Genomic DNA, 23,965 nt, shown 5'->3' on the forward strand with positions numbered 1-23,965 from the left:
GGGACAGGCTGTGCGAGCCAGTAACCTTGTGCGGGGCGCCATCGCGCTCCGCTTCCCTGGCCCGCGTACAGCGAAAGGTGCCCGCACCCCGTGGACTCCGCAGCAACCGCCGCCCCGGCCGCCGTGATCGTCGCCATCGACGGACCCTCCGGCACGGGCAAGTCGAGCACCTCGAAGGCCGTCGCCGCCCAGCTCGGCCTCAGCTACCTGGACACCGGGGCCCAGTACCGGGCGATCACCTGGTGGATGGTGCACAACGGCATCGACCTCACCGACCCGACCGCCATCGCGGCCGTCGCGGGCAAGCCCGAGATCGTCTCCGGCACCGACCCGGCCGCCCCGACCATCACGGTCGACGGCACGGACGTCGCGGGACCGATCCGCACCGGCGACGTCACCTCCAAGGTCAGCGCCGTCAGCGCCGTCCCCGAGGTGCGCACGCGCATCACCGAGCTGCAGCGTTCCATCGCCGCGTCGGCCGAGAAGGGCATCGTCGTCGAGGGCCGTGACATCGGTACGACCGTGCTGCCCGAGGCCGACCTGAAGATCTTCCTCACCGCCTCGCCCGAGGCCCGCGCCGCCCGCCGCTCCGGCGAGCTCAAGGGCACCGACGTCAAGGCGACCCAGGAAGCCCTGATCAAGCGGGACGCGGCCGACTCCAGCCGCAAGACGTCCCCGCTGGCCAAGGCCGACGACGCCGTCGAGGTCGACACCACCGAGCTCACGCTCCAGCAGGTCATCGAATGCGTGGTCACCCTCGTCGAGGAGAAGCGGGCCGCGAAGTGAGCGAGCGGGGTGCCGAGGTCGGCCGCCGCATCGGCGTCGGCCTCATGTACGGCCTGTGGAAGCCCCGGGTGCTCGGCTCCTGGCGGGTGCCCGCCACCGGGCCCGTGATCCTGGCCGTCAACCACTCGCACAACGTCGACGGTCCCATGGTCATGGGCGTCGCGCCCCGGCCCACGCACTTCCTGATCAAGAAGGAAGCGTTCGTCGGCCCGCTCGGCCCCTTCCTCGACGCCATCGGCCAGGTGAAGGTCGACCGCTCGGGCACCGACCGGACGGCCATCACCGGGGCCCTGGACGTGCTGAAGCAGGGCGGCGTCCTCGGGATCTTCCCCGAGGGCACCCGGGGAGACGGCGACTTCGCGTCGCTGCGGGCCGGGCTCGCGTACTTCGCGGTGCGCTCCGGCGCCCCGATCGTCCCGGTGGCGGTGCTGGGAAGCACCGAGCGCAACGGACGGTTGATAAAGCAGCTGCCTCCGCTGCGCAGCCGGGTCGACGTCGTCTTCGGCGACCCGTTCGACGCGGGCGACGGCAGCGGACGGCGTACGCGCAAGGCGCTGGACGAGGCGACCGTGCGCATTCAGGAGCGACTCACCGCCCACCTGGAAAACGCCAGGCGCCTGACCGGGCGCTGAGCGAGACTTATCAAGTAGTGCCCCGACCGATACGAGAGGCCGGCGCACCGATCACCACGATGAACGACGAGGTACGGACTTCATGAACGACCAGATCCAGCCCGAGGGCGACGGCTTTGCCGAGCACGACCACGGGGCGCTCGGCGACGCCGAGTACGCACAGTTCATGGAGCTCGCCGCCGAAGAGGGCTTCGACATCGAGGACGTGGAGGGCGCCATCGAGGAGGCGGGCCACGGCCCGCTGCCCGTCCTCGCCGTCATCGGCCGCCCCAATGTCGGCAAGTCGACCCTGGTGAACCGCATCATCGGCCGCCGCGAGGCCGTCGTGGAGGACCGTCCAGGGGTGACCCGCGACCGCGTCACCTATGAGGCCGAGTGGTCGGGCCGCCGTTTCAAGCTCGTCGACACCGGCGGCTGGGAGCAGGACGTGCTCGGCATCGACGCGTCCGTCGCCGCCCAGGCGGAGTACGCGATCGAGGCCGCGGACGCCGTGGTCTTCGTCGTGGACGCCACCGTCGGCGCCACCGACACCGACGAGGCCGTCGTGCGCCTGCTGCGCAAGGCCGGCAAGCCCGTCGTGCTCTGCGCCAACAAGGTCGACGGCCCCTCCGGCGAGGCCGACGCCACCGCCCTGTGGTCCCTGGGCCTCGGCGAGCCGCACCCCATCTCCGCGCTGCACGGCCGCGGCACCGGCGACATGCTGGACGCGGTCCTCGAGGCGCTGCCCGACGCGCCCGAGCAGACCTTCGGCGCGGCCATCGGCGGCCCCCGCCGCATCGCGCTCATCGGCCGTCCGAACGTGGGCAAGTCCTCGCTGCTCAACAAGGTGGCGAACGAGGACCGCGTGGTCGTCAACGAACTGGCGGGCACCACCCGTGACCCGGTCGACGAGCTCATCGAGCTGGGCGGCGTCACCTGGAAGTTCGTCGACACGGCGGGCATCCGCAAGCGCGTCCACCTCCAGCAGGGCGCCGACTACTACGCCTCGCTGCGCACCGCCGCCGCCGTGGAGAAGGCGGAGGTCGCGGTGATCCTCATCGACGCCTCCGAGTCCATCTCGGTGCAGGACCAGCGCATCGTGACGATGGCCGTCGAGGCCGGCCGCGCGATCGTGGTGGCGTACAACAAGTGGGACACCCTCGACGAGGAGCGCCGCTACTACCTGGAGCGGGAGATCGAGACCGAGCTCGCCCAGGTCGCCTGGGCGCCGCGCGTCAACGTCTCGGCGGCCACCGGGCGCCACATGGAGAAGCTCGTCCCGGCGATCGAGACGGCCCTGGAGGGCTGGGAGACGCGCGTGCCGACCGGCCGTCTGAACGCGTTCCTCGGCGAGATCGTCGCCTCGCACCCGCACCCGGTCCGCGGCGGCAAGCAGCCCCGCATCCTCTTCGGCACGCAGGCGGGCACCAAGCCGCCGCGGTTCGTCTTCTTCGCCTCGGGCTTCATCGAGGCGGGCTACCGCCGCTTCCTGGAGCGCCGCCTGCGCGAGGAGTTCGGCTTCGAGGGCACGCCGATCCACGTGTCGGTGCGCGTGCGTGAGAAGCGCGGCCGCAAGAAGTAGCAGGCAGCAACAGCACGTACGCATGCCCGGCCCCCGTCGTGGGGGCCGGGCATGCGGCTGTCCGGGGGCGCGGGCTCAGGCTCTCAGTGCTCGCGGCGCGGGCCCGGGGGCAGGGCGGCGGGGAACTGGTGGTGGCCCGTCGCGTAGTGCTCGTGCTGGCCGTAGCGGGCCACCTGGAACTGGCCGTAGGAGCCGTAGCGCTGGTCGTGCCGCCCGTCGGCCCGGTGCTGGTAGCCGTACGGTCCCGTACCGAAGCCGGTGAACCCCAGGTCCTCCTCGCCGGACCGGTCGCCCGGCAGGGCCCTGAAGGCCCTGAGGTACTCCGAGTACAGCGTGTCGTAGATGGGTGTGGCCGAGTGGCTGCTCGTCGTCTCCTGCGCCGTGCGCATGGAGGGGATGGGGCTCTGGTACGCCGGGCGGGGGCGGGAGGGCTCGTATGTGTGCACGTCAGTGCCAACGAAACCGTCGCGCTGCGGATGCGGGGGCCGGGCCGCTTTCCCGGTCCGGCAGGAGTGTGACCGGCGCGTCCGTGCTCCGGGCGCGGCCCCCGGCACCCGGCCGCTCAGGTTCCGGCGAGCGGCATCGAGGCCGCGACGAGCCGTCCGTGGGTCGCCGCCTTGTCCAGGGCGCCCCGCAGCATGTCCTCGCGCGGCTGGCGGCCGATGGAGCCGACGGGCGCCGCGAAGAGCAGCACGGTCTGCGTCTTGTTGGCCGCGGTCCGCCAGTCCTCGGTGACCTGGAGCGGGTGGTGCGCCTGCCACCAGGCGACGGGGGAGCCGCCGCCGGTGCCGGGCTGCAGGATGGCGTGCAGCTGGCCCATGGCGAGCAGCACCGACCAGCCCGCCAGCGGGGGCGGTACGGAGTCGAGCGAGGCGACCGGCATGAAGCCCTGCTCGATCAGGAGCGGCAGGAAGTCGTCCCCGCCGCCCGGCGCGGCACCGGGGCGGGCGATGGCGCCGGTCGGCTCGACGACCAGTGCCGGGCGCAGCTCGCCCTCGATCAGGACGAGGCCGCTGGTCACGCCGAGCACGGCCTGGTTGGACGCGGCGTCGGCCGGGACCCCGCCCTCGTCTCCGGTGATCGACCGCACCGCGCCCTGCAGCTGCTCCTCGGAGACCGTGACGATCTGGGAGGGCAGGCAGGTGGCGTGGGCGAAGGCGAGTACGGCCGTCTCGTCGCCGACGAAGAGGACCGTGCTGGTGCGCTCCTGTTCGGCGTCGCCCGGGGTGCGGCAGGACGTGCAGTCGTAGCTGCCCGGGGTGTTGTCTCCGGCGAGCAGCCGGTCGGCTTCTTCGTCGCCGATCTCGGCGCGTACGTCGTCGCTGACGTCGAGCATGCGCGGCACGGGTGGCTCCTCGGGATCGTCATCTGGGGTGCATGGGGAGGATGTGGCGAGCCGGGCCGCGCCCGGCTCATAAGGAGACAACGGTGGATCAGTGGCGCAGGTCACGCGCGAAGGGGAACGGAATCGAACCATCCGCAGCGGAGGGTCAACGGAGCCGCGGAATCCGTTACTCCGCGCCAACAGATGCTGGGGGCACGGAAGTTGAGGCGGTGGGCTGAGTCACACCTCGGCGAGTGGCCCGCCCGGTAAATGCCGATATCGGCTGATGAGGTGGGTGTCCGGAATTTGCCGATACCCCCGGTAACGCACAACTGGCCTGGCGCGACAAGGGCTTGGTTGATGGCGGACGGGAGGGCTCCTAGATTCCACCGCCGTGTGCAGCGAGCACCGCTCGGGTACGCCGCCGGTCGCATCAGCCAGCTCGGACACCGACACCGGCGCGCGGGACCGACCGGGACCCCGGGCGCCGGACGCGCGAAGGGGCTCGGACGGCCAGGGGGAGCCCGGGTCCTTCGAGAGGGATCTTCATGTCCGCACGTCCCAGGAACACGCGCACCAAGGCAGTGATCTCAGGGGCCGCACTCCTGGCCCCGCTGGGCCTGCTTGCCGCGACCGGCCCGGCCGGTGCGGCGGACAGCGGAGTGTGGGACCGCATCGCACGGTGCGAGAGCGGCGGAAACTGGCAGACCAACACGGGCAACGGCTACTACGGCGGGCTGCAGTTCTCCGCCGGTACGTGGCGTGCGTACGGCGGCGGGGCCTATGCGCCGACCGCCGACAGGGCGTCGAAGGCGCAGCAGATCGCCGTCGCCGCCCGGGTCCAGCGCGCCCAGGGGTGGGGCGCGTGGCCCTCCTGCTCGGCACGGGCGGGTGCCTACGGCGGCGCGCCGTCGGCCGCGGCGCCGGTGCCGAAGGCGGCCGAACCGGTGCCCGGGGCGGTCGGGCAGCGGCCCGGAAAGGCCGTCCGCTCCGACCGGGGCACCTCGCGCGCCGCGCACGGCACCTACACCGTCCGGCAGGGCGACACCCTCAGCCGCATCGCGGCCCGGCACGGAACCAGCTGGCAGCGGGTGTACGCGGCCAACCAGCAGGTCATCGGCGGCAACCCGGACGTGATCGTTCCGGGCCAGCGGCTCACAGTCTGACCTGCTGATAGTCCGACCGGGTGGGGTCGGCTCCGCGGCGGCGCGGCACGTCAGGGGCCCGCCGCGGAGCTGCCTAGCGTGACCCGATGCATCCGAAGCTGACCAAGCGTGTCCGGACCGTGTCCCTGGTCGTCGGCGCGGCCCTGGCCGCGATGGCGCTGCCGCCGGCCGCCGCGTCCGCGGCCCCGCCACCGAAATCCGGGGCCGCCGCGGCGGAGGACTGCTCCGTGGCCAAGGGGCCGTGGCACTGCCTCGCCGAGTGCGAGAGCAACGGCCGGTGGGACACCAACACCGGCAACGGCTTCTACGGCGGGCTGCAGTTCTACCAGCCGACCTGGGAGGAGTACGGCGGGCTCAAGTACGCGCCGCGCGCCGATCTCGCCACCAGGGAGGAGCAGATCAAGGTCGCCGAGAAGGTGCTCGAGGCGCAGGGCTGGAACGCCTGGCCCGCCTGCTCCAAGAAGGTGCGGATCGAGCGGTTCGACCGCCGCGTCCACCGGGTGAGGGCGGGCGAGACGCTGAGCTCGATCGCGCGCCGCTACCACGTGAAGGGAGGCTGGCAGGCCCTGTACAAGGCCAACCGGGGCAGGCTCGGAAACCATCCCGACCGGCTCGGCGTGGGCGACCTGCTCGTCATTCCGGGGAGCAAGGTGGCCGCGAAGGGCTGAGCTCTCCCGGCTCCCCGCTGAACACCACCGCGCCCCGGCGCAGTTCGTGCACGACCGCCGTACGCGCCGCGCCCGCGTCGCGCAGGGCGGGCGGCAGTCTCTGCTCGGCCAGGACCACGCAGGCCGTCAAGGCGTCCAGGAGCGCGTACGTCCGGGCCGCGACGGCGGGTGACATGCCTTGCGTCGGCTCGTCCACGAGGACCACCCCGGCGCCCGACAGCAGGGCCCGGGAGAGGGCCAGCATGCGCTGTTCGCCCCCCGAGAGGGTGCCCGCGCGGCGGGACAGCAGCGGGCGCAGCTCGGGGTAGGCGTCCAGGGCCCGGCCGGGGTGGCCCGCCGGGTGCGCGAGGCGGAGGTTCTCCGCGACGGTGAGGGAGGCGAACACCGCCCGGCGGTCCGGTACGAAGCACAGCCCGTCGGCGGCCCGTTCGTGCGCCGCCCGGCGCGTGATGTCCCGGCCGTCGCGCAGGACCGCGCCCGAGGACAGGGCGACCGTACCGGCCAGGGCGCGCAGGACGGTGGTGCGGCCGGCGCCGTTGCGCCCCAGGAGGACGGTGAGGGCGTCGGCGGGGGCGGCGAGGGTGACGCCGTGCAGGGCCTCCAGCGGGCCGTAGTGGACGCGGACGTCGCGCAGCTCGATGCCGTGCATTCAGCGCGCCTCGGCCAGGACCTGGCCCGCGGGACCCGTGGTGACGATGCGGCCCGCCGCCATCACGTGCACGGTGTCGGCGAGCCCCGCCACCAGGTCGAGGTCGTGCTCGACCACCAGGAGCGCCATGCCGTCGGCCGCGAGGGCCCGCAACAGGGTGGCCAGGGCCCGCACTTCGGCGGCGTCCAGGCCCGCGGCCGGCTCGTCCAGGAGGAGGGTGTGGGGGTTGCCCGCGAGGGCCCTGGCCAGTTCCGTGCGCCGGAGGGTGCCGGTGGGGAGGCCGGCGGCGGGGTGCGCGCGCAGGTCGGTGAGGTCAAGGAGGCGCAGCGCCCGTGCTGTCGCGCCGGGGGTGCCGCGCGGCGTCTGTTCCGCGCCCACCCGGACGTTCTCCGTGATCGTCAGCGACGGGAACACCGCGAGCTGCTGGAAGGTGCGGGCCGTTCCGGTACGGGTACGGGCGTGCGCGGGGAGCCGGGTGATGTCGCGGGAGCCGAGGGTGACGCGGCCCGCGGCGGGGCGCAGGGTGCCGGCCAGGCAGTGGAAGAGGGTGCTCTTGCCCGCGCCGTTGGGGCCCACCACGGCGGTGACGCGACCCGGCGGGACGCTGAGGGTGACGTCGTCGAGGGCGGTGAAACCGTCGTAGGTGACGGTGAGGTGGTGGGCGGTCAGGGCGGGGCGGTCCGGGGGGCGGCGGGTGCGGCGGGGCTGTGGGGGTGCGGGGGTGTCTTCGCGTTTGAGGGTCGGCTCGGGGGCGTCTTCGCGTGCGTGGGGTGGTTCGGCGGCGGCCCGCCTCCGGTGCGGGACCCGGTCGGCGGTCGCGGGCCGGACGGTCCGACGGGCCCCTTCGCCGAGCGGGGTCAGGCGCGGCGTCCGGCGCAGCCGCCGGGTGACCGCGCCCAGCGCCTCGTACGGGCCGCCGGGAAAACGGCCGATCAGGACCGCGAGGAGGCCGATCACGGCCGCCGCCACACCGCCGCGCGTGCCCGCGTCCAGGCCGACGAGCAGGGCCGCCGCGGCCATCGCCCCGAGCAGGCTGTCCGAGCCCATGACCACCACCGCCGCGAACCAGAGGAGCCCGCGCACGGGGTCGTACGCCCCGGCGTCGAACGCGCGCTGCCCCAGGGCGAGCATGCCGCCGCCCAGCGCCGCGAGCGCCGCCCCCGTGACGAACGCGGTGAGCTTGAGGGCCGGGACCGCCACCCCGGCGGCCGCCGCGCCCGCCTCGTGGTCCCGCAGCGCCGCGAGCGCCCGGCCCGTACGGCCCCGGCGCAACGCGGTGACCAGGAGCAGCGCCCCGGCGAGCAGGACGAGTTCGAGCGCGTAGTACGCGCGGTCGTCGGCGAAGCCCGCAGGACGGCCGAGCGTCAGGCCCGACGTCGCGTACGGCTGGGTGAAGACGAAGCGGCTGACGCCCACGCCGACCGCGAACGTCGCGAGGGCCAGCGCCAGGCCGTGCCGGCTGATCGCGGGCCGGCCGGTGAGCAGCCCGAGCGGCGCGACCAGGAGGACCGCCGCCGCCAGGGCCGGGACGTACGGCAGTTCGGGAAGGCCGGGAAAGCGGCCCGCCGCGAGCAGGGCCGTGAAGAGGGCGCCCAGACCCGCGTACGCCGCCTGGCCCAGGGAGATCTGGCCGCCTCTGCCGGTGACGACCACGAGCGAGAGGAGGATCACCGCGAGCGCGGGGACCTGGATCGCGGTCGTCAGGTCCGAGCCCGCGAAGCCGAGCGGGAGCAGGAAGAGGACCCCCGCGACCGTCCACGCGCCCGGCGGCGTCGGTATGCGGGCCGTCGCCGTCCGGGGCAGCGCGTCGCGGGTGCCGATGCCCGGCAGGACCAACGCCGCGACCAGCAGGGCGATCACGAAGAGGTTCGCGCCGGCCGTCTGCAGCAGCTGCTCGGACCGGCCCCCGGGGTGCAGGCGGGTCAGCTGGCTCTGTGCCACGCCCAGGCCGAGCGCGACCGTCACGGCGACGGGCAGGCTGCGCATGCCGGCCGCCACGGCGACGGCCACCACTTCCATGACGAGGAGCGGCATCCCGTACGGGTCGAGACGTACGTAGGGAGCGAGTAGGACGCCGGTGAGGCCCGCCGTGCAGGAGCCGAAGGCCCAGCCCGCCGCGGCCACCCGGTCCGCGTCGATGCCGGAGAGGACGGCGAGGCCGCGGTTGTCGACGACCGCGCGCAGCTCGCCGCCGAAGCGGGTCCAGCGGGTCGCCGCTCCCACCGCGGCGGCGAGGAGGACGGCGGTGCCCAACTGCGCCCAGGGGTCGGGGGAGAGGAGGACGGGTGCGTCCGGGCGGGCGCCCGTCCCCCACACGAGGGCCGCCCCGCCGACCAGCAGGACGAAGACGCCGATCGAGGCGACCAGGGTCTGCGCCGGATCGCTGCCGAGCACCGCCAGCGGGCGGAAGACCGCGCGGTCCAGGAGCAGACCGATGCCCGGCGCGACGAGGAGCAGCGTGCACGCCGCGGCCAGGGGGAGCGGCCAGTGCCACTCGGCGGTGAGCTGGCGCAGGACGTAGGCGCAGACCATCGCGATCGCGCCGTGCGCGAAGTTGAGGACGCCGCTCGCGCGGTACGTGACGATCAGGCCGATGCCGGTGAGGGCGGCGGCGCTGCCGACCGAGAGCCCGGCCAGGGTGAGGTCGTAGCTCAGGGACGCCACCGGTCAGGGCTCCGGGGCCGGTTCGGGGGTGCTCGGCGGGCCGTCCGGCTCCGGGGGGCGCGGGGGTTCGCAGATCGGGCAGGGGGCCGGGGCGCCCGCCGCCGGGGCCGCGGCGTCGGCGGGGGCCGCCGTCGGCTTTCCGGCGACCAGGGGGCAGTCCGCGCGGTGCCAGAGCGTTCCGCCGGGGACCATGAGGAGTGTGTCGCTGGTCGCCACCGGGGCCGTGGACCGCTCTTCGGAGGCCGCGGGTTCCGCCGTCACCAGGAGGCCGTACAGCTCCTCGACGCGGGCCGCCGCCAGGGCGCTCCTGGCATGCGCGAGCAGCACCGCGCCCGCGACGATCAGCGCGGCGCCCGGCACCGTGCAGGAGGCCAGGTAGGGCAACTGCCGTTCGGCGAACCGCTCCCCGGAGACGCCGTACCAGCCGGCCACGCAGAGCACCGCGCCGGCGGCGAGCGCCGCGTACGCCGCCCACGCCTCGGGACGAGCTGTCCGATCCGCCCGCATCGAGGCCCCCTGGGACACGTCGTCGGTCACATCAGTCACGTCGGTGGGCTGTCCATGTCAGCCGATGGCTTGCACTATGCCCTCTGGAAGCTGACCCTGAAAGCTCCGGGCCGTGCCGGTCCGGACCGACACCCGGTGGTGAGCCAGATGGTTCTCGGGAGCAGCCGCAGGCGAGGGACGTACCCCGGGCGGGGCGGGGCGCGTGGCGCGGCCCTCGCGGCCGCCGCGGTCCTGCTGATCGTCCCGGCCGCCGTGGCCTGCGGCGACGACAGCGGAGGCGGGGACGGATCCGCGCCCCCCGAGCCGTCCGTGGAGAAGTCGTCCGTGGAGAAGTCGGGGAGTCCGGCGGGCACCAGCGCGTCCGCGCCCGCCGATCCGGCGGCCGCGGAGAAGGAAGTCCGCGCGAACTGGGAGAAGTTCTTCGACCCCGAGGTCCCCCTGGAGGAGAAGGAGAGCGTCCTGGAGAACGGCGCCGGGATGCGGAAGGTCCTGGAGAGCTTCGGCGGCGACAAGCGCGGCGAGCAGGTCGCGGCGGAGGTCGGCAAGGTCGAGTTCGGCTCGGCCACCGAGGCGGAGGTGACGTACGCGCTGACGCTGAAGGGGGCCACCGCGCTGCCCGACGCCTCCGGCACGGCCGTCGACGAGGACGGCACCTGGAAGGTGTCCGTCAAGACCCTCTGCGCGCTGGTGAAGCTGAGCGGGAATGCGTCGCCCGGTCCTGGCTGTTGAGGCGCTCCTGGCCGTCGCACTCCTGGTGGCGGGCACGGCCTGCGGGAGCCGGCTGCCCGAGAGCGACTTCGAGGGGCGCGGCACGGCGCCCGCCCCCGCCGGGGGAGCGCCGGTCAGGGTCGGCATCATCACCAGCGCGACCAGCCCGGTCGGCGGCGCCGCGTTCACCGGGCCGCGGGACGGCGCCGAGGCCTACTTCGACCGGCTGAACGCGCGCGGCGGCCTCGCGGGCCGCAAGGTCGAGGTGCTCACCTGCGACGACGGCGGCAGCGGCGTCGGCAACAACGACTGCGTGCACAAGCTGGTCGAGGAGCAGCGGGTCGTCGCCCTGGTGGCCACCACCTCCCTGGACTACGCGGGCGCGGCGCGGGTCTCCCGCGCGGGCGTGCCCGACGTCGGGGGACAGCCCATCGGCTCCGCGTACGAGACGTATCCGCACCTGTACGGGATCTACGGCAGCCTCGCGCCGCGGCACGGGCGGCCGGGGTGGGGCGGCAAGCTGTACGGCGGGACCGAGGTCTACCGCTACTTCAAGCGGGAGCAGGGAGCGCGGACCGCCGCCGTCGTCTCCTACAACCAGTCCGCGTCCGCCGCGTACGCCCGGCTCGTCACCCGGGGCCTGAAGGCCGAGGGCTACAAGGTGGTCACCGAACAGCTCGACTTCGCGCTGCCCAACTTCCGCGCGGCGGCGGCCGACCTGAAGGAGCAGGGCGCCGACCTCGTCTTCGACGCGATGGACACGCACGGCAACGCCCGGTTGTGCGAGGCGATGGACGACGTCGGGGCGAAGGTCACCGCCAAGGTCACCAACGTGCAGAACTGGACCTCGACCGTCGGTGACGACTACGAGGACGCGCCCCGCTGCCGCAACGCCCTCTGGGCGACCGGGTCGAGCAGGAACTACGAGGACACCGGGCACCCGGCGGTGCGCGAGTTCCGGGCCGCCATGAAGGGCAAGGAGCTCGCCCAGTGGCAGCTGGAGGGCTGGGCCGCCGCGATGTGGTTCACCGACGCGGCGCGGTCCTGCGCGAGCGGGGGCGGCGGTGGCATCACGCGCGCGTGCGTGGACCGCTTCATGGACGGTAATAAGTCGTACTCCGCGCGGGGCCTGCTGGTGCCGGTCTCCTTCGAGCGCCGTTCGGAGCCACCCACGTCGCGTCGGACGTGCATGTCGGTGGCCCGCTGGCAAGATGACCACGGCTGGGTCACCCAAGGCGGCGAAATGACCACGAACTGCTTTGACGTCCCCCAGCTCTCCTACCAGCCTTGATGCGCCGCTTCGCAAAAAGGTTCCCATTCCTGGCTTCCGATCACGCATCTGTTCGGGAACAGGATGGTGAGGAAACCCAACCCTTGGCCAGGAATCCCCGTCTAACCCTGCGGTAGGCGGACGAGGGGGACTGTCCGCATGGAAGCGCGGAATACGGGGACGCATGCACATCTCTTTCCTGATTCACAACGCGTACGGAATCGGAGGGACGATCCGGACGACGTACAACTTGGCGAACACGCTGGCCCAGCAGCATGACGTCGAGGTCGTCTCCGTCTTCCGGCACCGCGACGAGCCGATCTTCGCGCCTGACCAGCGCGTGCGGCTGAGCCACCTCGTCGACCTGCGCAAGGACACGGCGGGGTACGAAGGCGACGACCCCGAGCACCTGCGTCCCGCCCGGACGTTCCCCAGTGCCGAGGGCCGTTACAAGCAGTACAGCGCGCTGACCGACCGGCGCATCGCCGCGCACCTCTCCTCCCTCGACGCGGACGTCGTCGTCGGCACGCGGCCCGGCATCAACGTGCACATCGCCCGCCAGACCGCGCGCGGTCCGCTGCGGGTGGGCCAGGAGCACCTCACGCTCGACAGCCACTCCAAGGAGCTGCGCCGCCAGCTGCGCAGCGTGTACCCGCGCCTCGACGTCCTGACCACGACGACCGAGGCCGACGCACGCTCGTACACCCGCAAGATGCGGCTGCCCGGCGTGCACGTCCAGGCGGTGCCGAACCCCGTGCCCGCGCCCGGCATCGAGCCGGCCGACGGCTCCCACAAGTGGGTCGTCGCGGCCGGCAGGCTCGCCCCCGTCAAGCGGTACGACCTGCTGATCAGGGCCTTCGACAAGGTGCGGCGCGAGCGCCCCGACTGGCGGCTGCGGATCTACGGCGGCGGCAAGCAGAAGGAGAAGCTGCGCGCCCTGATCGACGAGCTCGGTCTGTACAACCACGTCTTCCTGATGGGCCCCGCCCATCCCATCGAGCCCGAGTGGGCCAAGGGCTCCATCGCCGCCGTCACCTCCAGCCTGGAGTCCTTCGGCATGACGATCGTCGAGGCGATGCGCTGCGGACTTCCGGTGGTCGCCACCGACTGCCCGCACGGCCCCGGCGAGATCATCGACAACGGCGTCGACGGGCGCCTCGTCGAGACCGGCAACGCCGACGCCATCGCCGGCGGACTGCTCGAACTGATCAACAACGACTCGCTCCGGCAGCGGATGGCGGGCGCGGCGCTCCAGGACTCCGAGCGCTTCGACCCGCAGCACATCGCCGAGCGCTACGACGCGATGTTCTCCGGGATGATCACCCGCGGAGGCTCGCTGGGGGGCCGGATGCGCGGCACCCTGCACCGCACCCGCGGCGCGCTGCTCGGGGGCGCGTACGCGGTACGGGATCTCGGCCGGGTACAGACGAAGGGATCGACCGCATGACGGCCTTGGCCACCTCGCAGGCGGCATCGCACGCCGGGGACGGGGAGGAGGCGCCCGGGGCACCGCGCGCCGACTGCATCGCCGACTCCGCCGGGGGACTGACCTTCGACGTCACGGACCCCGGTGAGCTCGGCACGGACGCGGTGCACCTGCTGCTGCGCCGCCGCGACGCCGACTCCGCCGAGGACTACGTGCGCCTGCCGCTCTCCCCGTCGGCGGACGGCAGGCTGCGCGCCGCGCTGCCCAGCAGCGTCGAACTCGCCGAGGGCCGCTGGAACGCGTACGCGCAGGTCGCGGGCGGCGAGCCGCGCCGCCTCATGCCGGGCGTGAACGACCTGCGCTCGCTGGTGGACCGCGCGCCCAGCGGCAGCCGGGGCCATGTCGCGGTGCGCATCCCGTACGCGACGAAGCAGGGCAACCTCTCGGTGCGCAGCTGGCTGCGCGCGCCGCACGCCGAGGCCGGTGAGGTCGAGATCTCCGCCGACGGGATGGCCGTGCGCGGCCGGGTGTACGGCACCGAGCTCTCCGCGCAGGCATACGCGGAGGCCGTCCGGCGGGAGGAGACGAGCCGCGTGTACCGGGCCGAAGTCGCCGTCGACGGGCCGGAGTTCACGGTCACGCTGCCCTACGGCCCGCTCGCCGGTGGTGGCACGGGCCCCTGGGACCTGTGGCTGCTCCCGGCCGGCGAGGGCGGCCCTCGGGTGCGCCTGGCCCGGCTCCTCGACGACGTCGCGGACAAGAAGGCGATCTTCACGTACCCGGTGGTGGTCGTCGACTCGGCGGAGCACGGCAAGGTCGAGGCGGGCCCGTACTACACCAACGACAACGACCTGGCCGTGCGCATCCGCGCCACGGAAGGCGCGGCGGGGGCCGGGGCGGGCGGCTGACCGTCGAGGACCGTGGCTGTCCTCGATCAGGGGCACAATCACGTCCATGTTGGAGACCTCGGCACGACTGCTCCGCCTGCTCTCCCTGCTGCAGGCCCACCGCGACTGGTCCGGCGCGGACCTCGCCGACCGGCTCGGCGTGACCCCGCGCACGGTCCGGCGCGACGTGGACCGGCTGCGTGAGCTCGGCTACCCGGTCAACGCCAGCCCCGGCACCGGCGGCGGGTACCAGCTCGGCGCGGGCGCCGAGCTGCCGCCGCTGCTCCTGGACGACGACGAGGCGGTGGCGGTCGCCGTCGGCCTGCGCACCGCGGCGGGACAGGGCATCGAGGGCATCGGCGAGACGTCGGTCCGCGCCCTGTCCAAGCTCGAACAGGTGCTGCCGGACCGGCTGCGCCGCCGCGTTGGCGCGCTGAACGCGTTCACCGTGCCGATGCTGCGCGCACCGCAGCGGCAGGGCGTCGACCCGACCGTCCTCACCCAACTCGCCGACCTGTGCCGGGACGCGGAGCGGCTGCGCTTCGACTACCGCGACCACGGCGGCAGTGCGACCCGCAGGACCGTCGAGCCGTACCGCCTGGTGTGCACCGAGCGCCGCTGGTACCTGGTGGCCTGGGACCTCGACCGCGACGACTGGCGCACGTTCCGCGCGGACCGCATCGAGCCGAGGCCGCCGCACGGGCCGCGCTTCACGCCGCGTCCCCCGCCGGCCGACGACCTCGCCGCGTACGTCGCGAGGGGCATCTCCACCCGCGCGTACGCCGCGCGGGCCGTGGTCCGCCTGCTCGTCCCGCTGGCCGAGGCCGCCCAGCGGCTCAGCCCCGCCGACGGCACCCTGGAGCCCGAGACCGAGGAGACCTGCCTGCTGCGCACGGGGGCGGCGAGCCTGGACGTGATGGTCTTCCACGTGCTCTTCCTGGGCATCGAGTTCGAGATCGTCGAGCCCGCCGAACTCGCCGACCGGGTCAGGTCGTCGAGGGACCTCCTGAGCCGGGCCCTGGACCGGGGTGTTCCGTCTGCGGATCCTGGCGCGCCCGGTCGGCCCCCCGTGCCGCGTACGCCGCGTACTCGGGATGGTGCAGATCGAACGCCGGGGACTCCGAACGGATCCGGGGCAGGGTGACGAAGTTGTGCCGCGGGGGTGGGCAGGACGTCGCCCACTCCAGGGAACGGCCGAAGCCCCAGGGGTCGTCGACCTCGACCTTCGCGCCGTACTTGGCCGTCTTCCAGAGGTTGTAGAGGAACGGCAGGGTGGACATGCCGAGCAGGAACGCGCCGATGGACGAGATGGTGTTGAGCAGCGTGAAGCCGTCCGCCGCCAGATAGTCCGCGTACCGCCGCGGCATGCCCTCGGCGCCCAGCCAGTGCTGGACCAGGAACGTCGTGTGGAAGCCCACGAAGAGCGTCCAGAAGTGGATCTTCCCGAGCCGCTCGTCGAGCATCTTGCCGGTCAGCTTCGGCCACCAGAAGTAGAAGCCGCCGAAGGTCGCGAAGACGACGGTGCCGAACACGACGTAGTGGAAGTGCGCGACGACGAAGTACGAGTCGGTGACGTGGAAGTCGAGCGGCGGCGAGGCCAGGATGACCCCGGTCAGGCCGCCGAAGAGGAAGCTCACCAGGAAGCCGACCGACCAGAGCATGGGCGTCTCGAAGGAGAGCGAGCCCTTGAGCATCGTGCCCGTCCAGTTGAAGAACTTCACGCCCGTCGGGACGGCGATGAGGAAGGACACGAAGGAGAAGAAGGGCAGCAGGACCGCGCCGGTGGCGAACATGTGGTGCGCCCACACGACCACGGACAGGCCGGTGATGGCCATCGTCGCGCCGATCAGCGGCAGATAGCCGAAGATCGGCTTCCGGCTGAAGACCGGGATGATCTCCGAGATGATGCCGAAGAACGGCAGCGCGATGATGTAGACCTCCGGGTGCCCGAAGAACCAGAAGAGGTGCTGCCACAGCAGCGCACCGCCGTTCTCCGGGGCGAAGACGAGCGAGTGGAAGCGCCGGTCCGCCTCCAGGACGAGCAGCGCGGCGGCGAGCACGGGGAACGCGATGAGCACCAGGATCGACGTGAACAGTACGTTCCAGGTGAAGACGGGCATCCGGAACATCGTCATGCCCGGCGCGCGCATCCCGATGATGGTGGTCAGGAAGTTGACCGAGCCGAGGATCGTGCCGAAGCCGGAGAGCGCGAGCCCCATGATCCACAGGTCCGCGCCGATGCCGGGCGACCGCTCCATGCTGTTGAGCGGGGCGTAGGCGAACCAGCCGAACCCGGCGGGCCCGCTCGGCACCATCAGCGAGCCGATCACCATCAGGCCGCCGAAGAGGAACAGCCAGTACGAGAGCATGTTGAGCCGCGGGAAGGCGACGTCGGGCGAGCCGATCTGCAGCGGCATGATCTCGTTGGCGAACCCGGCGAACGTGGGCGTCGCGAAGAGCAGCAGCATGATCGTGCCGTGCATGGTGAAGGCCTGGTTGAACTCCTCGTTGGTCATCAGCTGCAGCCCCGGGCGGGCCAGTTCGGCCCGCATCAGCAGGGCGAGGACGCCGGCGAGCAGGAAGAAGACGAACGAGGTGATCAGGTAGAGGTGACCGATCTTCTTGTGGTCCGTGGTGGTCAGCCAGTCCACGATGATCCGGCCGGGACGCCGGTCCCGCACCGGTTGTTCGGTCGCGCTCGCCGTCTGGGTCCCCATCGACCGCCCCTTCGCCATCGCGTGCCGGGCCTGCCCGAAGCCTGTTGGAGCTCACGCCATGATGCTCGTGTCGCCCTCTCTCCGACAGGGGGCGTACGCGCCGACTCCAGGCGCCCCGCGTGGCGGCGGACCGGCCGGAAGACCAGCCGGAAGACCAGCCGGAATCGAGAATTCCCCCATGCCTCGTCACATCCCGGACGGGGGCCGGGATTCGGGAAAGCGGGGGGTCCGTAAAGGGCCCGTGATGTTATTCGGCGTGGAATTGTCCGCAGGCCTCGAAGACCGCCTGCGAGTGACTTGAAGACACCCGCGAATTACACCGGTACAAGGACGGAACCGCCCGTTCGTGTGACGGAGTTCGACCGAAACGCACGTGGTGATCCTGTGACAAAAGCGTGACCGGAGAGGTATCGGTGACGCATGGTGCCCGCCCCCGGGCTTCCCCGCCGGTGCCGCGCCGCCTAACGTGGCGCGCATGGCACCTATTCCGACCCCTCCCACCGAGCCCCAGGACACGCCGGACGGCTACGTGGGCCTGCCGGCCGACGACGCCGAGCGGCGGGCGCGCGAGCGCGGCTGGTCCACCGTCAGGTCGCTGGCGCCGGGCACGGTCATCACCATGGAGTACCTCGCGGGGCGGCTCAACTTCGAGGTCGAGCAAGGCGTCGTGGCGCGCTGCTGGAAGGGCTGACACGGCGCGGGCCGCACCCGCCACGACAGGGCGAAGGCCCCGGCTCCTGAACGGAACCGGGGCCTTCGCGATGCGGGGGATGGGCTGTGCGTACCGGCCCCCGCCGTCTGCGGCGCGTGCGCGGCGGTCAGCCGCCCGCCACCGGGCGGGGCGTCGTGGTGCCGCGTGAGGCGCGGTCGGTGTGCGGCGGGCGGCGGCTGCCCGCCGGGGTGACCGGTGTCCGCTCGGAGCGGGCGGTGTGCGGGCCCGGCGCCAGGTAGGCCGGGGGCCGTGCGGAGCGGGCGGCGCCGACGGGCTCGCGCGCGGGCACCTCGTCGTCGGGCGCCGCGCGCTGCGGGACCATCGCGGGGACGCCGACCGGCGTGGGCTCGGGGCCGGGCACGGTGATGACACCGGTGCGGCGGGCGCGCCAGGCCTCGCGGAGGCTGAAGATCGCGGCCTCGACCCGGGTGATCAGGGTCTCGCACCAGGGCAGCGCGAGCAGGATGAGCAGGCCCGCGGCCCAGCCGAGGAGGACGTCGCTCAGCCAGTGCGTACCGAGGTAGACGGTGGTGAGGCCGACGCTCAGGGAGACCACCGCGGAGAGCGCCGACAGATAGCGGCGGGTGCGCGGGGTGGAGGCGAGGTAGGCCAGGATTCCCCAGGTCACGACGGCGTTGGCGGTGTGTCCCGAGGGGAATATATCGCCGCCGAGCCACATCTCGTTCGAGCCGATGGTGGTGGCGTAGTGCGGGCCGAGGCGGCCCATGCCGAGCTTGGCGGCGCCGACGGTGATGTTGAGCAGGAGCAGTGCGGCACCGAACATCAGCAGCGGGCGCAGGGTGTGCTGACGCCAGGAGCGCCAGCCGAGCCAGGCCGCGACCATGACGGCCGTCGGGCCGCGCTGGCCGAGGACCACCCAGTAGTCGAGGAAGGCGTGGATCTCGGGCCACTGCTGATAGGGCCGGAAGAACATGACCTGCCAGTCGAACCGGACCAGCCACGAGGTGGCGAGCACGGCGACGACGATGGCCAGGTAGAAGGCCAGGGTCGCGCTGAAGAGCACGACCCTGTGCCGGCTCATCCTCGGCACATCGAGGTGGGCCGGTCGTTCCGGCTCACGGTCCAGCCGGGCGAAGACCCGGTCAAGACGGGTGAGGTTTCGTTCGGTACGCACCCAATCGACGTTACAGCGAGTGAGTGCGGCACTAGGCCGAATCAGTGGCTTTGTGATGACGATGTGATGTGGGATTGATCTCAGAACGGGGTTTATTCCTGGGGATTCCTTATTTCGCGGTGACGCCCTTACGCAATTCGTTGATCATTTCCGAAGCTGTTTTATGGCCCTTATGAATTCGTTCACCGGGTCCTGGTGTGGAATTCGGCGTCCGCTCACCGGAGGCCGAAGAAATGATCATGACGTGATCAGGGCGGGCCCGAGCCGTGCAGCCAGAACGCCCCGTAGACCGCGCTCGCCACGGCCACGGACCCGAGGACCAGCGCCGACCTGGACGTACGCAGCCGGGCCAGCGCCACGGCGAGCGGCAGCAGGAGCGGGAAGGCAGGCATCAGGAGACGCGGCTTCGAGCCGAAGTAGCCGGCCGCGCAGAGCGCGAGCGCGACGACGATCCCGCTGTAGACGAGCAGTGGCAGCGGCTGCTTCCTGCGTACGCCGATGACGTACAGCCAGACGACCAGGGCGACGCCGACGATGAGGCCGAGCCCCGCGAGGGCGCCGGGGACGGAGGTGAACTTCTCCCCGACGAACCGCGCGAAGGCGTAGCCGAAGTCGAAGCCGTTGCCCCAGCCCGCCTGCACGTCCAGATAGCCGAGCAGACCGTCGCCGGTGCGGTGGCCGACCCACAGCACATAGGCGGCGGCGCCGAGCGGGGCCAGGACCGCACCGAGGACCATCCGGGGCTCGGCCCGCCGCTCGCGGTACGTCCGCACGGCCGCTGCCACCCAGATCGCGGCGACCACCGCGGCGCCCACCGGCCGGGTCAGCCCCGCGAGGGAGGCGAGCAGGCCCGCCGTCACCCACCGGTCGCGCAGCACCGCGTACAGCGACCAGGCGGCGAGCGCCGTGAACAAGGACTCGCTGTACGCCATCGACTGCACGATGCCGACCGGCAGGACCGCCCAGAGCGCGGCCGCGCAGATCCCGGCCCGGCGCCCGTACAGCCGGTCGGCGATCGCGAAGATCCCGGCGGCGGCGAAGAGCGACGCGAGCCAGCTCACCACCAGGCCCGCGTCCGCGTACGACAAGGGGCTGACCGCGGAAACGAGCCGTTCCAGCCAGGGCAGCAGGGGGAAGAACGCGAGGTTCGAGTGGACGCTGCCGTCCGGCAGCGTCACCTCCCAGCCGTACCCGTGCTCGGCGACGCGGGTGTACCAGAGCGAGTCCCAGCGGGCGGAAAGCAGCGTGTGCGGGCTCTTGCCCGCCGCCGCGCCCCACACCGCGAGCACGGCGAGACCCAGCGCGCGCACCCCGGCGTACACGAGGAGCGCGGGGGCCGCGCGGCGCAGCGCACGGCCCGCCGGGGACGGCGGGAGGCGTCGATCAAGATCAGTCACGGGCTCGATTATCGGCCGTGGGGGAGGGCGGACGCTCGCCCGGGGCGTGGCCGGAAGGCGACGGCGTGGCGCACACCACACCGCATCCGTACAACCGTGAGAGGTCCGCCACGCTCCCCGGGCACGCACTCGCGTACTCTGACGGCTCACTCGCCGTTGTCGGCGCCGCCGGAGCAGGGAGTTCACCTCCCGCAGGCCGCCGATGCGAGGGACCACTGGGAGGTACGCACATGTCCGGGACGACCACGGCCGCAACACCGAAGAGCCGTCGGGGATCCGGGGCCGGTGCCGGGGCCAACCGCTGGGTCGTGCTCGTCGTCCTCTGCGTGAGCCTGCTGCTCGTCGCCGTCGACGCCACCGTGCTGCACGTCGCGGTCCCCGCGGTCACCGAGGACCTCAGGCCCGGCGCGATCGAACTGCTGTGGATAGTCGACATCTATCCGCTCGTCTGCGCCTCGCTCCTCATCCTCTTCGGCACGCTCGGCGACCGAGTCGGCCGCAGACGCGTCCTCCTCCTCGGCTACGCCCTCTTCGGCGTCGCCTCCGCGGTCGCGGCCCTCGCCGACAACGCGCAGGTCCTCATCGCCGCCCGGGCGCTGCTCGGCGTCGGCGGCGCGATGATCATGCCCGCGACCCTGTCGATCCTGCGCCAGGTCTTCCCCGACCGGCGGGAGCGGGCCGTCGCCATCGGACTCTGGAGCGCGGTCGCCGCGGTGGGCGCGGCCGTCGGCCCGCTGCTCGGCGGGTTCCTCCTCGAACACTTCTGGTGGGGCTCGGTCTTCCTCATAAACATCCCGCTCATGCTGGTCAGCCTGCCCGTCGGACGCCTGCTGCTGCCCGAGTCGACCGGTGGGAAGAACGGGCCGTGGGACGTGACCGGCGCGCTGATGGCCGCCGGCGGGCTCTTCGGTCTCGTCCTCGGCGTGAAGCGGCTCGGCGGCGGGGAGTCGCCGTTCGGTCTCACCACCCTGCTCTCCCTCTTCGTGGGCGGCGCGCTGCTCGCGGGCTTCGTCCACCGGCAGCGCCGGCGCGCGTACCCGCTGGTCGATCTGTCGATGTTCACGCGGCCCGCGTTCAGCACCTCGGTGGGCTGCATCGTGCTCGCGATGCTCGCGCTCGTGGGCTTGGAGCTGATCGCCGCGCAGTATCTGCAGCTGGTGCTCGGGCTCTCCCCACTGGAGACGGGGCTGCGCCTGCTGCCCCTCACCGTCGCCGCGATGGCCGCGGGCCTCGCCGGGTCGAAGATGCTCAGCGGCCTCGGGCCGCGCACGATGGTCTGCTCGGGCTTCTGCCTCACCGCGCTCGCCGTGCTGCTCCTCACCGGCATGGGCGGCCACGCCAACGACGCACTGCTCCTCGCCGGCTTCGTGCTGCTCGGCTTCGGCCTGGAGACCACGCTGTTCGGCGCGTACGAGTCGATGCTGAGCGAGGCCCCGCAGGCCCAGGCGGGCGGCGCCGCGGCGATCGGCGAGACCTCCTACCAGCTCGGCGCGGGCATCGGCATCGCGCTGCTCGGCAGCGTCATGAACGCCGCGTACGCGCCGGGCCTCTCCGCGGTGCGGGGGGTTCCGGCGGCGGACAGCGCGGCGGCGAGCCATTCGCTGGGCGAGGCGTACGAGGTCGCGGCGCGGCTCGGCGGGGGACCGGGTGCGGCCCTGCGGACCGCGGCGCGGGACTCCTTCGTGCACGGGCTGCATGTGACGTTGCTGGTCAGCGCCGGGCTGTTGCTGCTGGGCGCGGTGGCGGCGCTGCGGCTGCCGCGGGGCATGGAGTGCGGAACGCCCGCGACGCGGCCCGAGCGAGGGGTTTCGGTGTCGCGGGATGCCGCGCGGGTCGGCGCCGGATCGTCCGTGGACGTCTGAAGCTCTCGGCGGCCGGGTTCTTCGGGTGCGGGCTCTCCTTTGGTCGGCCGCGCGGTTCCCCGCGCCCCTGAAAGGGCCCTGGACGCTCTGGACGTGCGCCACACTGCCTGCGTAACGTCAGCGCGAGCCGTAGCTAACTACCACCGCTAGTTTTGTGTCGCCGGAGGCCCGCATGTCCGCAAGTGCCCGCACCCCTCTGCCGCCCTTCGACCCCGCCGACCCCCTCGGCATCGACGACCTCCTGGACCCGGAGGACCTCGCGATCCGCGACACCGTCCGCACCTGGGCGACCGACCGGGTCCTGCCGCACATCGCCGACTGGTACGAGAAGGGCGAGCTGCCCGGCATCCGGGAGCTGGCCCGTGAACTCGGCTCCATCGGGGCGCTCGGCATGTCCCTGGAGGGCTACGGCTGCGCCGGTGCCACCGCCGTGCAGTACGGGCTCGCCTGCCTGGAGCTGGAGGCCGCCGACTCCGGAATCCGCTCGCTCGTCTCCGTGCAGGGCTCCCTCGCGATGTACGCCATCCACCGCTTCGGGTCCGAGGAGCAGAAGCGGCGCTGGCTGCCCGGCATGGCCGCCGGCGAGATCATCGGCTGCTTCGGCCTGACCGAACCGGACCACGGCTCCGACCCGGCGTCCATGCGGACGCACGCCAAGAAGGACGGGACGGACTGGGTTCTCACCGGTCGCAAGATGTGGATCACGAACGGATCGGTGGCCGGGGTCGCCGTGGTCTGGGCGCGGACCGACGAGGGCATCAGGGGATTCGTCGTCCCCACCGACGCGCAGGGCTTCTCGGCGCCCGAGATCAGGCACAAGTGGTCGCTGCGCGCGAGCGTCACCAGTGAGCTGGTCCTCGACGAGGTGCGGCTGCCCGCGGACGCCGTGCTGCCCGAGGTCGTCGGCCTCAAGGGGCCGCTGAGCTGTCTCTCCCACGCGCGCTACGGCATCGTCTGGGGTTCCATGGGCGCGGCCCGCTCCTCCTTCGAGGCGGCCGTCGAGTACGCGAAGACCCGCGAGCAGTTCGACCGGCCCATCGGCGGCTTCCAGCTCACCCAGGCCAAGCTCGCGGACATGGCCCTCGAACTGCACAAGGGCATCCTGCTCGCCCACCACCTGGGGCGACGCCTGGACGCGGGCCGGCTCCGCCCCGAACAGATCAGCTTCGGCAAGCTCAACAACGCACGGGAGGCGATCGAGATCTGCCGCACCGCCAGGACGATCCTGGGCGCGAACGGGATCTCGCTCGAATACCCCGTCATGCGGCACGCGACGAACCTCGAGTCGGTGCTCACCTACGAGGGCACCACCGAGATGCATCAGCTGGTACTGGGCAAGGCGCTCACCGGTCTCGATGCCTTCCGGTGACCGGTCCGGGACGGTCCCGGGGCTTCCGGTGAGCGGCCCTGCCCCTAGCTCTGGTTGAAGAAGCCGTCCGACGGGCGGCTCGCGGCCTCGCCGTTGACGATCTGCGTGTCGGCGGGGGTGAGCAGGAAGACCCGCGTCGCCACCCGCTCGATCGAGCCGCGCAGGCCGAAGGTGAGGCCGGCCGCGAAGTCGACCACGCGCTTGGCATCGGTGGGCTCCATGGACGTGAGGTTCATGATGACCGGGACACCGTCCCGGAAGAGCTCACCGATGTGGCGCGCGTCCCGGAAACTGTCCGGGGTCACGGTTCCGATCCGCCGCTCTTCCGCTCCGGCCGCCTCGGCCGCCACCCGCACCCGCGGGTCGGTGACCCAGGCCTCCGGCTGGTCGGGTCCCTCAGCCCGGTCGTCTTCGTAGCCGTCGTCGTAGTAACGCTCGTTGTTGTCGTCGTCGACGAGCCCAAGCCAAGCACTCGCCTTGCGCACCGATCCCATGGACGCCTCCTCTCACAGCGGTTTCCCTGGA

General features: G+C 72.6%; 21 protein-coding genes and 1 pseudogene. 13 read left to right on the forward strand and 9 right to left on the reverse strand.

Translation table 11 applies throughout. From position 1 onward, the window contains the following. Positions 1–90 precede the first annotated feature (90 nt). The 3 genes from cmk (at position 91) to der (ending at position 2,979) form a co-directional block, all read left to right on the forward strand. Positions 91–786 carry a (d)CMP kinase gene (gene cmk, locus ACZ69I_RS36745; protein ID WP_467680501.1) on the forward strand — a complete coding sequence of 232 codons (696 nt, stop codon included), beginning with the start codon at positions 91–93 and terminating at the stop codon, positions 784–786. After that, a complete protein-coding gene (locus ACZ69I_RS36750) occupies positions 744–1,418 on the forward strand; it encodes a lysophospholipid acyltransferase family protein (protein WP_467680503.1) in 675 nt (224 codons plus the stop codon). The genes cmk and ACZ69I_RS36750 overlap by 43 nt, the downstream gene beginning before the upstream one ends. An 82-nt stretch (positions 1,419–1,500) precedes the next feature. Continuing rightward, a complete protein-coding gene (gene der / locus ACZ69I_RS36755; RefSeq protein ID WP_389716928.1) occupies positions 1,501–2,979 on the forward strand; it encodes a ribosome biogenesis GTPase Der in 1,479 nt (492 codons plus the stop codon). 83 nt (positions 2,980–3,062) lie between these two features. Here the strand turns inward: der and ACZ69I_RS36760 are convergent, their stop codons facing one another. Then, a complete protein-coding gene (locus ACZ69I_RS36760; RefSeq protein WP_467680506.1) occupies positions 3,063–3,368 on the reverse strand; it encodes a hypothetical protein in 306 nt (101 codons plus the stop codon). A 173-nt stretch (positions 3,369–3,541) separates the two neighbouring features. Continuing rightward, complete coding sequence (locus tag ACZ69I_RS36765) at positions 3,542–4,324, reverse strand: hypothetical protein (RefSeq protein WP_467680508.1); 783 nt, start codon at positions 4,322–4,324, stop codon at positions 3,542–3,544. A 527-nt stretch (positions 4,325–4,851) separates the two neighbouring features. Between ACZ69I_RS36765 and ACZ69I_RS36770 the strand changes: the two genes are divergently transcribed. Further along, entirely contained in the window at positions 4,852–5,469 is a 618-nt protein-coding gene (locus ACZ69I_RS36770) for a LysM peptidoglycan-binding domain-containing protein (RefSeq protein ID WP_470836837.1), read from the forward strand. An 86-nt stretch (positions 5,470–5,555) separates the two neighbouring features. Continuing rightward, a complete protein-coding gene (locus ACZ69I_RS36775) occupies positions 5,556–6,137 on the forward strand; it encodes a transglycosylase family protein (protein ID WP_467680512.1) in 582 nt (193 codons plus the stop codon). On the opposite strand, the gene ACZ69I_RS36780 is transcribed toward ACZ69I_RS36775, so the two are convergent. The 3 genes from ACZ69I_RS36780 to ACZ69I_RS36790 are packed head-to-tail and all read right to left on the reverse strand — an operon-like array spanning position 6,103 to position 9,957. Beyond that, positions 6,103–6,786, reverse strand: coding sequence for an ATP-binding cassette domain-containing protein (locus tag ACZ69I_RS36780; protein WP_470836838.1), 684 nt, complete (start codon positions 6,784–6,786; stop codon positions 6,103–6,105). The genes ACZ69I_RS36775 and ACZ69I_RS36780 overlap by 35 nt on opposite strands. Further along, a complete protein-coding gene (locus ACZ69I_RS36785; RefSeq protein ID WP_470836839.1) occupies positions 6,787–9,450 on the reverse strand; it encodes an ABC transporter permease subunit in 2,664 nt (887 codons plus the stop codon). A 3-nt stretch (positions 9,451–9,453) separates the two neighbouring features. Then, a complete protein-coding gene (locus tag ACZ69I_RS36790) occupies positions 9,454–9,957 on the reverse strand; it encodes a hypothetical protein (protein WP_470836869.1) in 504 nt (167 codons plus the stop codon). A 147-nt stretch (positions 9,958–10,104) separates the two neighbouring features. On the opposite strand from ACZ69I_RS36790, the gene ACZ69I_RS36795 reads away from it, so the two are divergent. The 5 genes from ACZ69I_RS36795 (at position 10,105) to ACZ69I_RS36815 (ending at position 15,392) form a co-directional block, all read left to right on the forward strand. Further along, a complete protein-coding gene (locus ACZ69I_RS36795; protein WP_470836841.1) occupies positions 10,105–10,686 on the forward strand; it encodes an MTB12 C-terminal domain-containing protein in 582 nt (193 codons plus the stop codon). Continuing rightward, positions 10,661–11,956, forward strand: a complete 1,296-nt coding sequence (locus tag ACZ69I_RS36800; RefSeq protein ID WP_470836842.1) for an ABC transporter substrate-binding protein — start codon at positions 10,661–10,663, stop codon at positions 11,954–11,956. Before ACZ69I_RS36795 ends, ACZ69I_RS36800 begins: the two co-directional genes overlap by 26 nt. A 163-nt stretch (positions 11,957–12,119) precedes the next feature. After that, positions 12,120–13,382, forward strand: coding sequence for a glycosyltransferase family 4 protein (locus tag ACZ69I_RS36805; RefSeq protein WP_467680522.1), 1,263 nt, complete (start codon positions 12,120–12,122; stop codon positions 13,380–13,382). Continuing rightward, positions 13,379–14,269, forward strand: a complete 891-nt coding sequence (locus tag ACZ69I_RS36810; RefSeq protein ID WP_470836844.1) for a hypothetical protein — start codon at positions 13,379–13,381, stop codon at positions 14,267–14,269. The genes ACZ69I_RS36805 and ACZ69I_RS36810 overlap by 4 nt, the downstream gene beginning before the upstream one ends. Before the next feature lie 46 nt (positions 14,270–14,315). Further along, a complete protein-coding gene (locus ACZ69I_RS36815) occupies positions 14,316–15,392 on the forward strand; it encodes a helix-turn-helix transcriptional regulator (protein WP_470836845.1) in 1,077 nt (358 codons plus the stop codon). Between the two features lies 1 nt (position 15,393). Here the strand turns inward: ACZ69I_RS36815 and ctaD are convergent. Continuing rightward, a pseudogene (gene ctaD / locus ACZ69I_RS36820) lies at positions 15,394–16,983 on the reverse strand (aa3-type cytochrome oxidase subunit I); the annotation flags it as partial. A gap of 457 nt (positions 16,984–17,440) precedes the next feature. Between ctaD and ACZ69I_RS36825 the strand changes: the two are divergent. After that, positions 17,441–17,656, forward strand: a complete 216-nt coding sequence (locus ACZ69I_RS36825) for an I78 family peptidase inhibitor (RefSeq protein ID WP_467680528.1) — start codon at positions 17,441–17,443, stop codon at positions 17,654–17,656. A gap of 127 nt (positions 17,657–17,783) precedes the next feature. On the opposite strand, the gene ACZ69I_RS36830 is transcribed toward ACZ69I_RS36825, so the two are convergent. Both ACZ69I_RS36830 and ACZ69I_RS36835 read right to left on the reverse strand, forming a co-directional pair. Continuing rightward, the gene (locus ACZ69I_RS36830; protein ID WP_467680530.1) at positions 17,784–18,812 is read right to left on the reverse strand and encodes a phosphatase PAP2 family protein; all 1,029 of its coding nucleotides are present in this window, start codon (positions 18,810–18,812) and stop codon (positions 17,784–17,786) included. A 248-nt stretch (positions 18,813–19,060) separates the two neighbouring features. Further along, the gene (locus ACZ69I_RS36835; protein WP_467680532.1) at positions 19,061–20,209 is read right to left on the reverse strand and encodes a glycosyltransferase family 39 protein; all 1,149 of its coding nucleotides are present in this window, start codon (positions 20,207–20,209) and stop codon (positions 19,061–19,063) included. Positions 20,210–20,439: 230 nt separating this feature from the next. On the opposite strand from ACZ69I_RS36835, the gene ACZ69I_RS36840 reads away from it, so the two are divergent. Together ACZ69I_RS36840 and ACZ69I_RS36845 are read left to right on the forward strand one after the other, a co-directional pair. After that, positions 20,440–22,071 carry an MFS transporter gene (locus tag ACZ69I_RS36840; protein ID WP_470836846.1) on the forward strand — a complete coding sequence of 544 codons (1,632 nt, stop codon included), beginning with the start codon at positions 20,440–20,442 and terminating at the stop codon, positions 22,069–22,071. Positions 22,072–22,243: 172 nt separating this feature from the next. After that, positions 22,244–23,440: an acyl-CoA dehydrogenase family protein gene (locus ACZ69I_RS36845; RefSeq protein WP_470836847.1), complete on the forward strand. Its 1,197-nt coding sequence runs from the start codon at positions 22,244–22,246 to the stop codon at positions 23,438–23,440. Positions 23,441–23,484: 44 nt separating this feature from the next. Here ACZ69I_RS36845 and ACZ69I_RS36850 read toward each other — a convergent pair whose 3' ends face one another. Next, positions 23,485–23,934, reverse strand: a complete 450-nt coding sequence (locus tag ACZ69I_RS36850) for a cell division protein SepF (RefSeq protein ID WP_467680538.1) — start codon at positions 23,932–23,934, stop codon at positions 23,485–23,487. Between the last annotated feature and the right edge of the window lie 31 nt (positions 23,935–23,965).

The organism is Streptomyces sp. NPDC036815 (assembly GCF_055609205.1).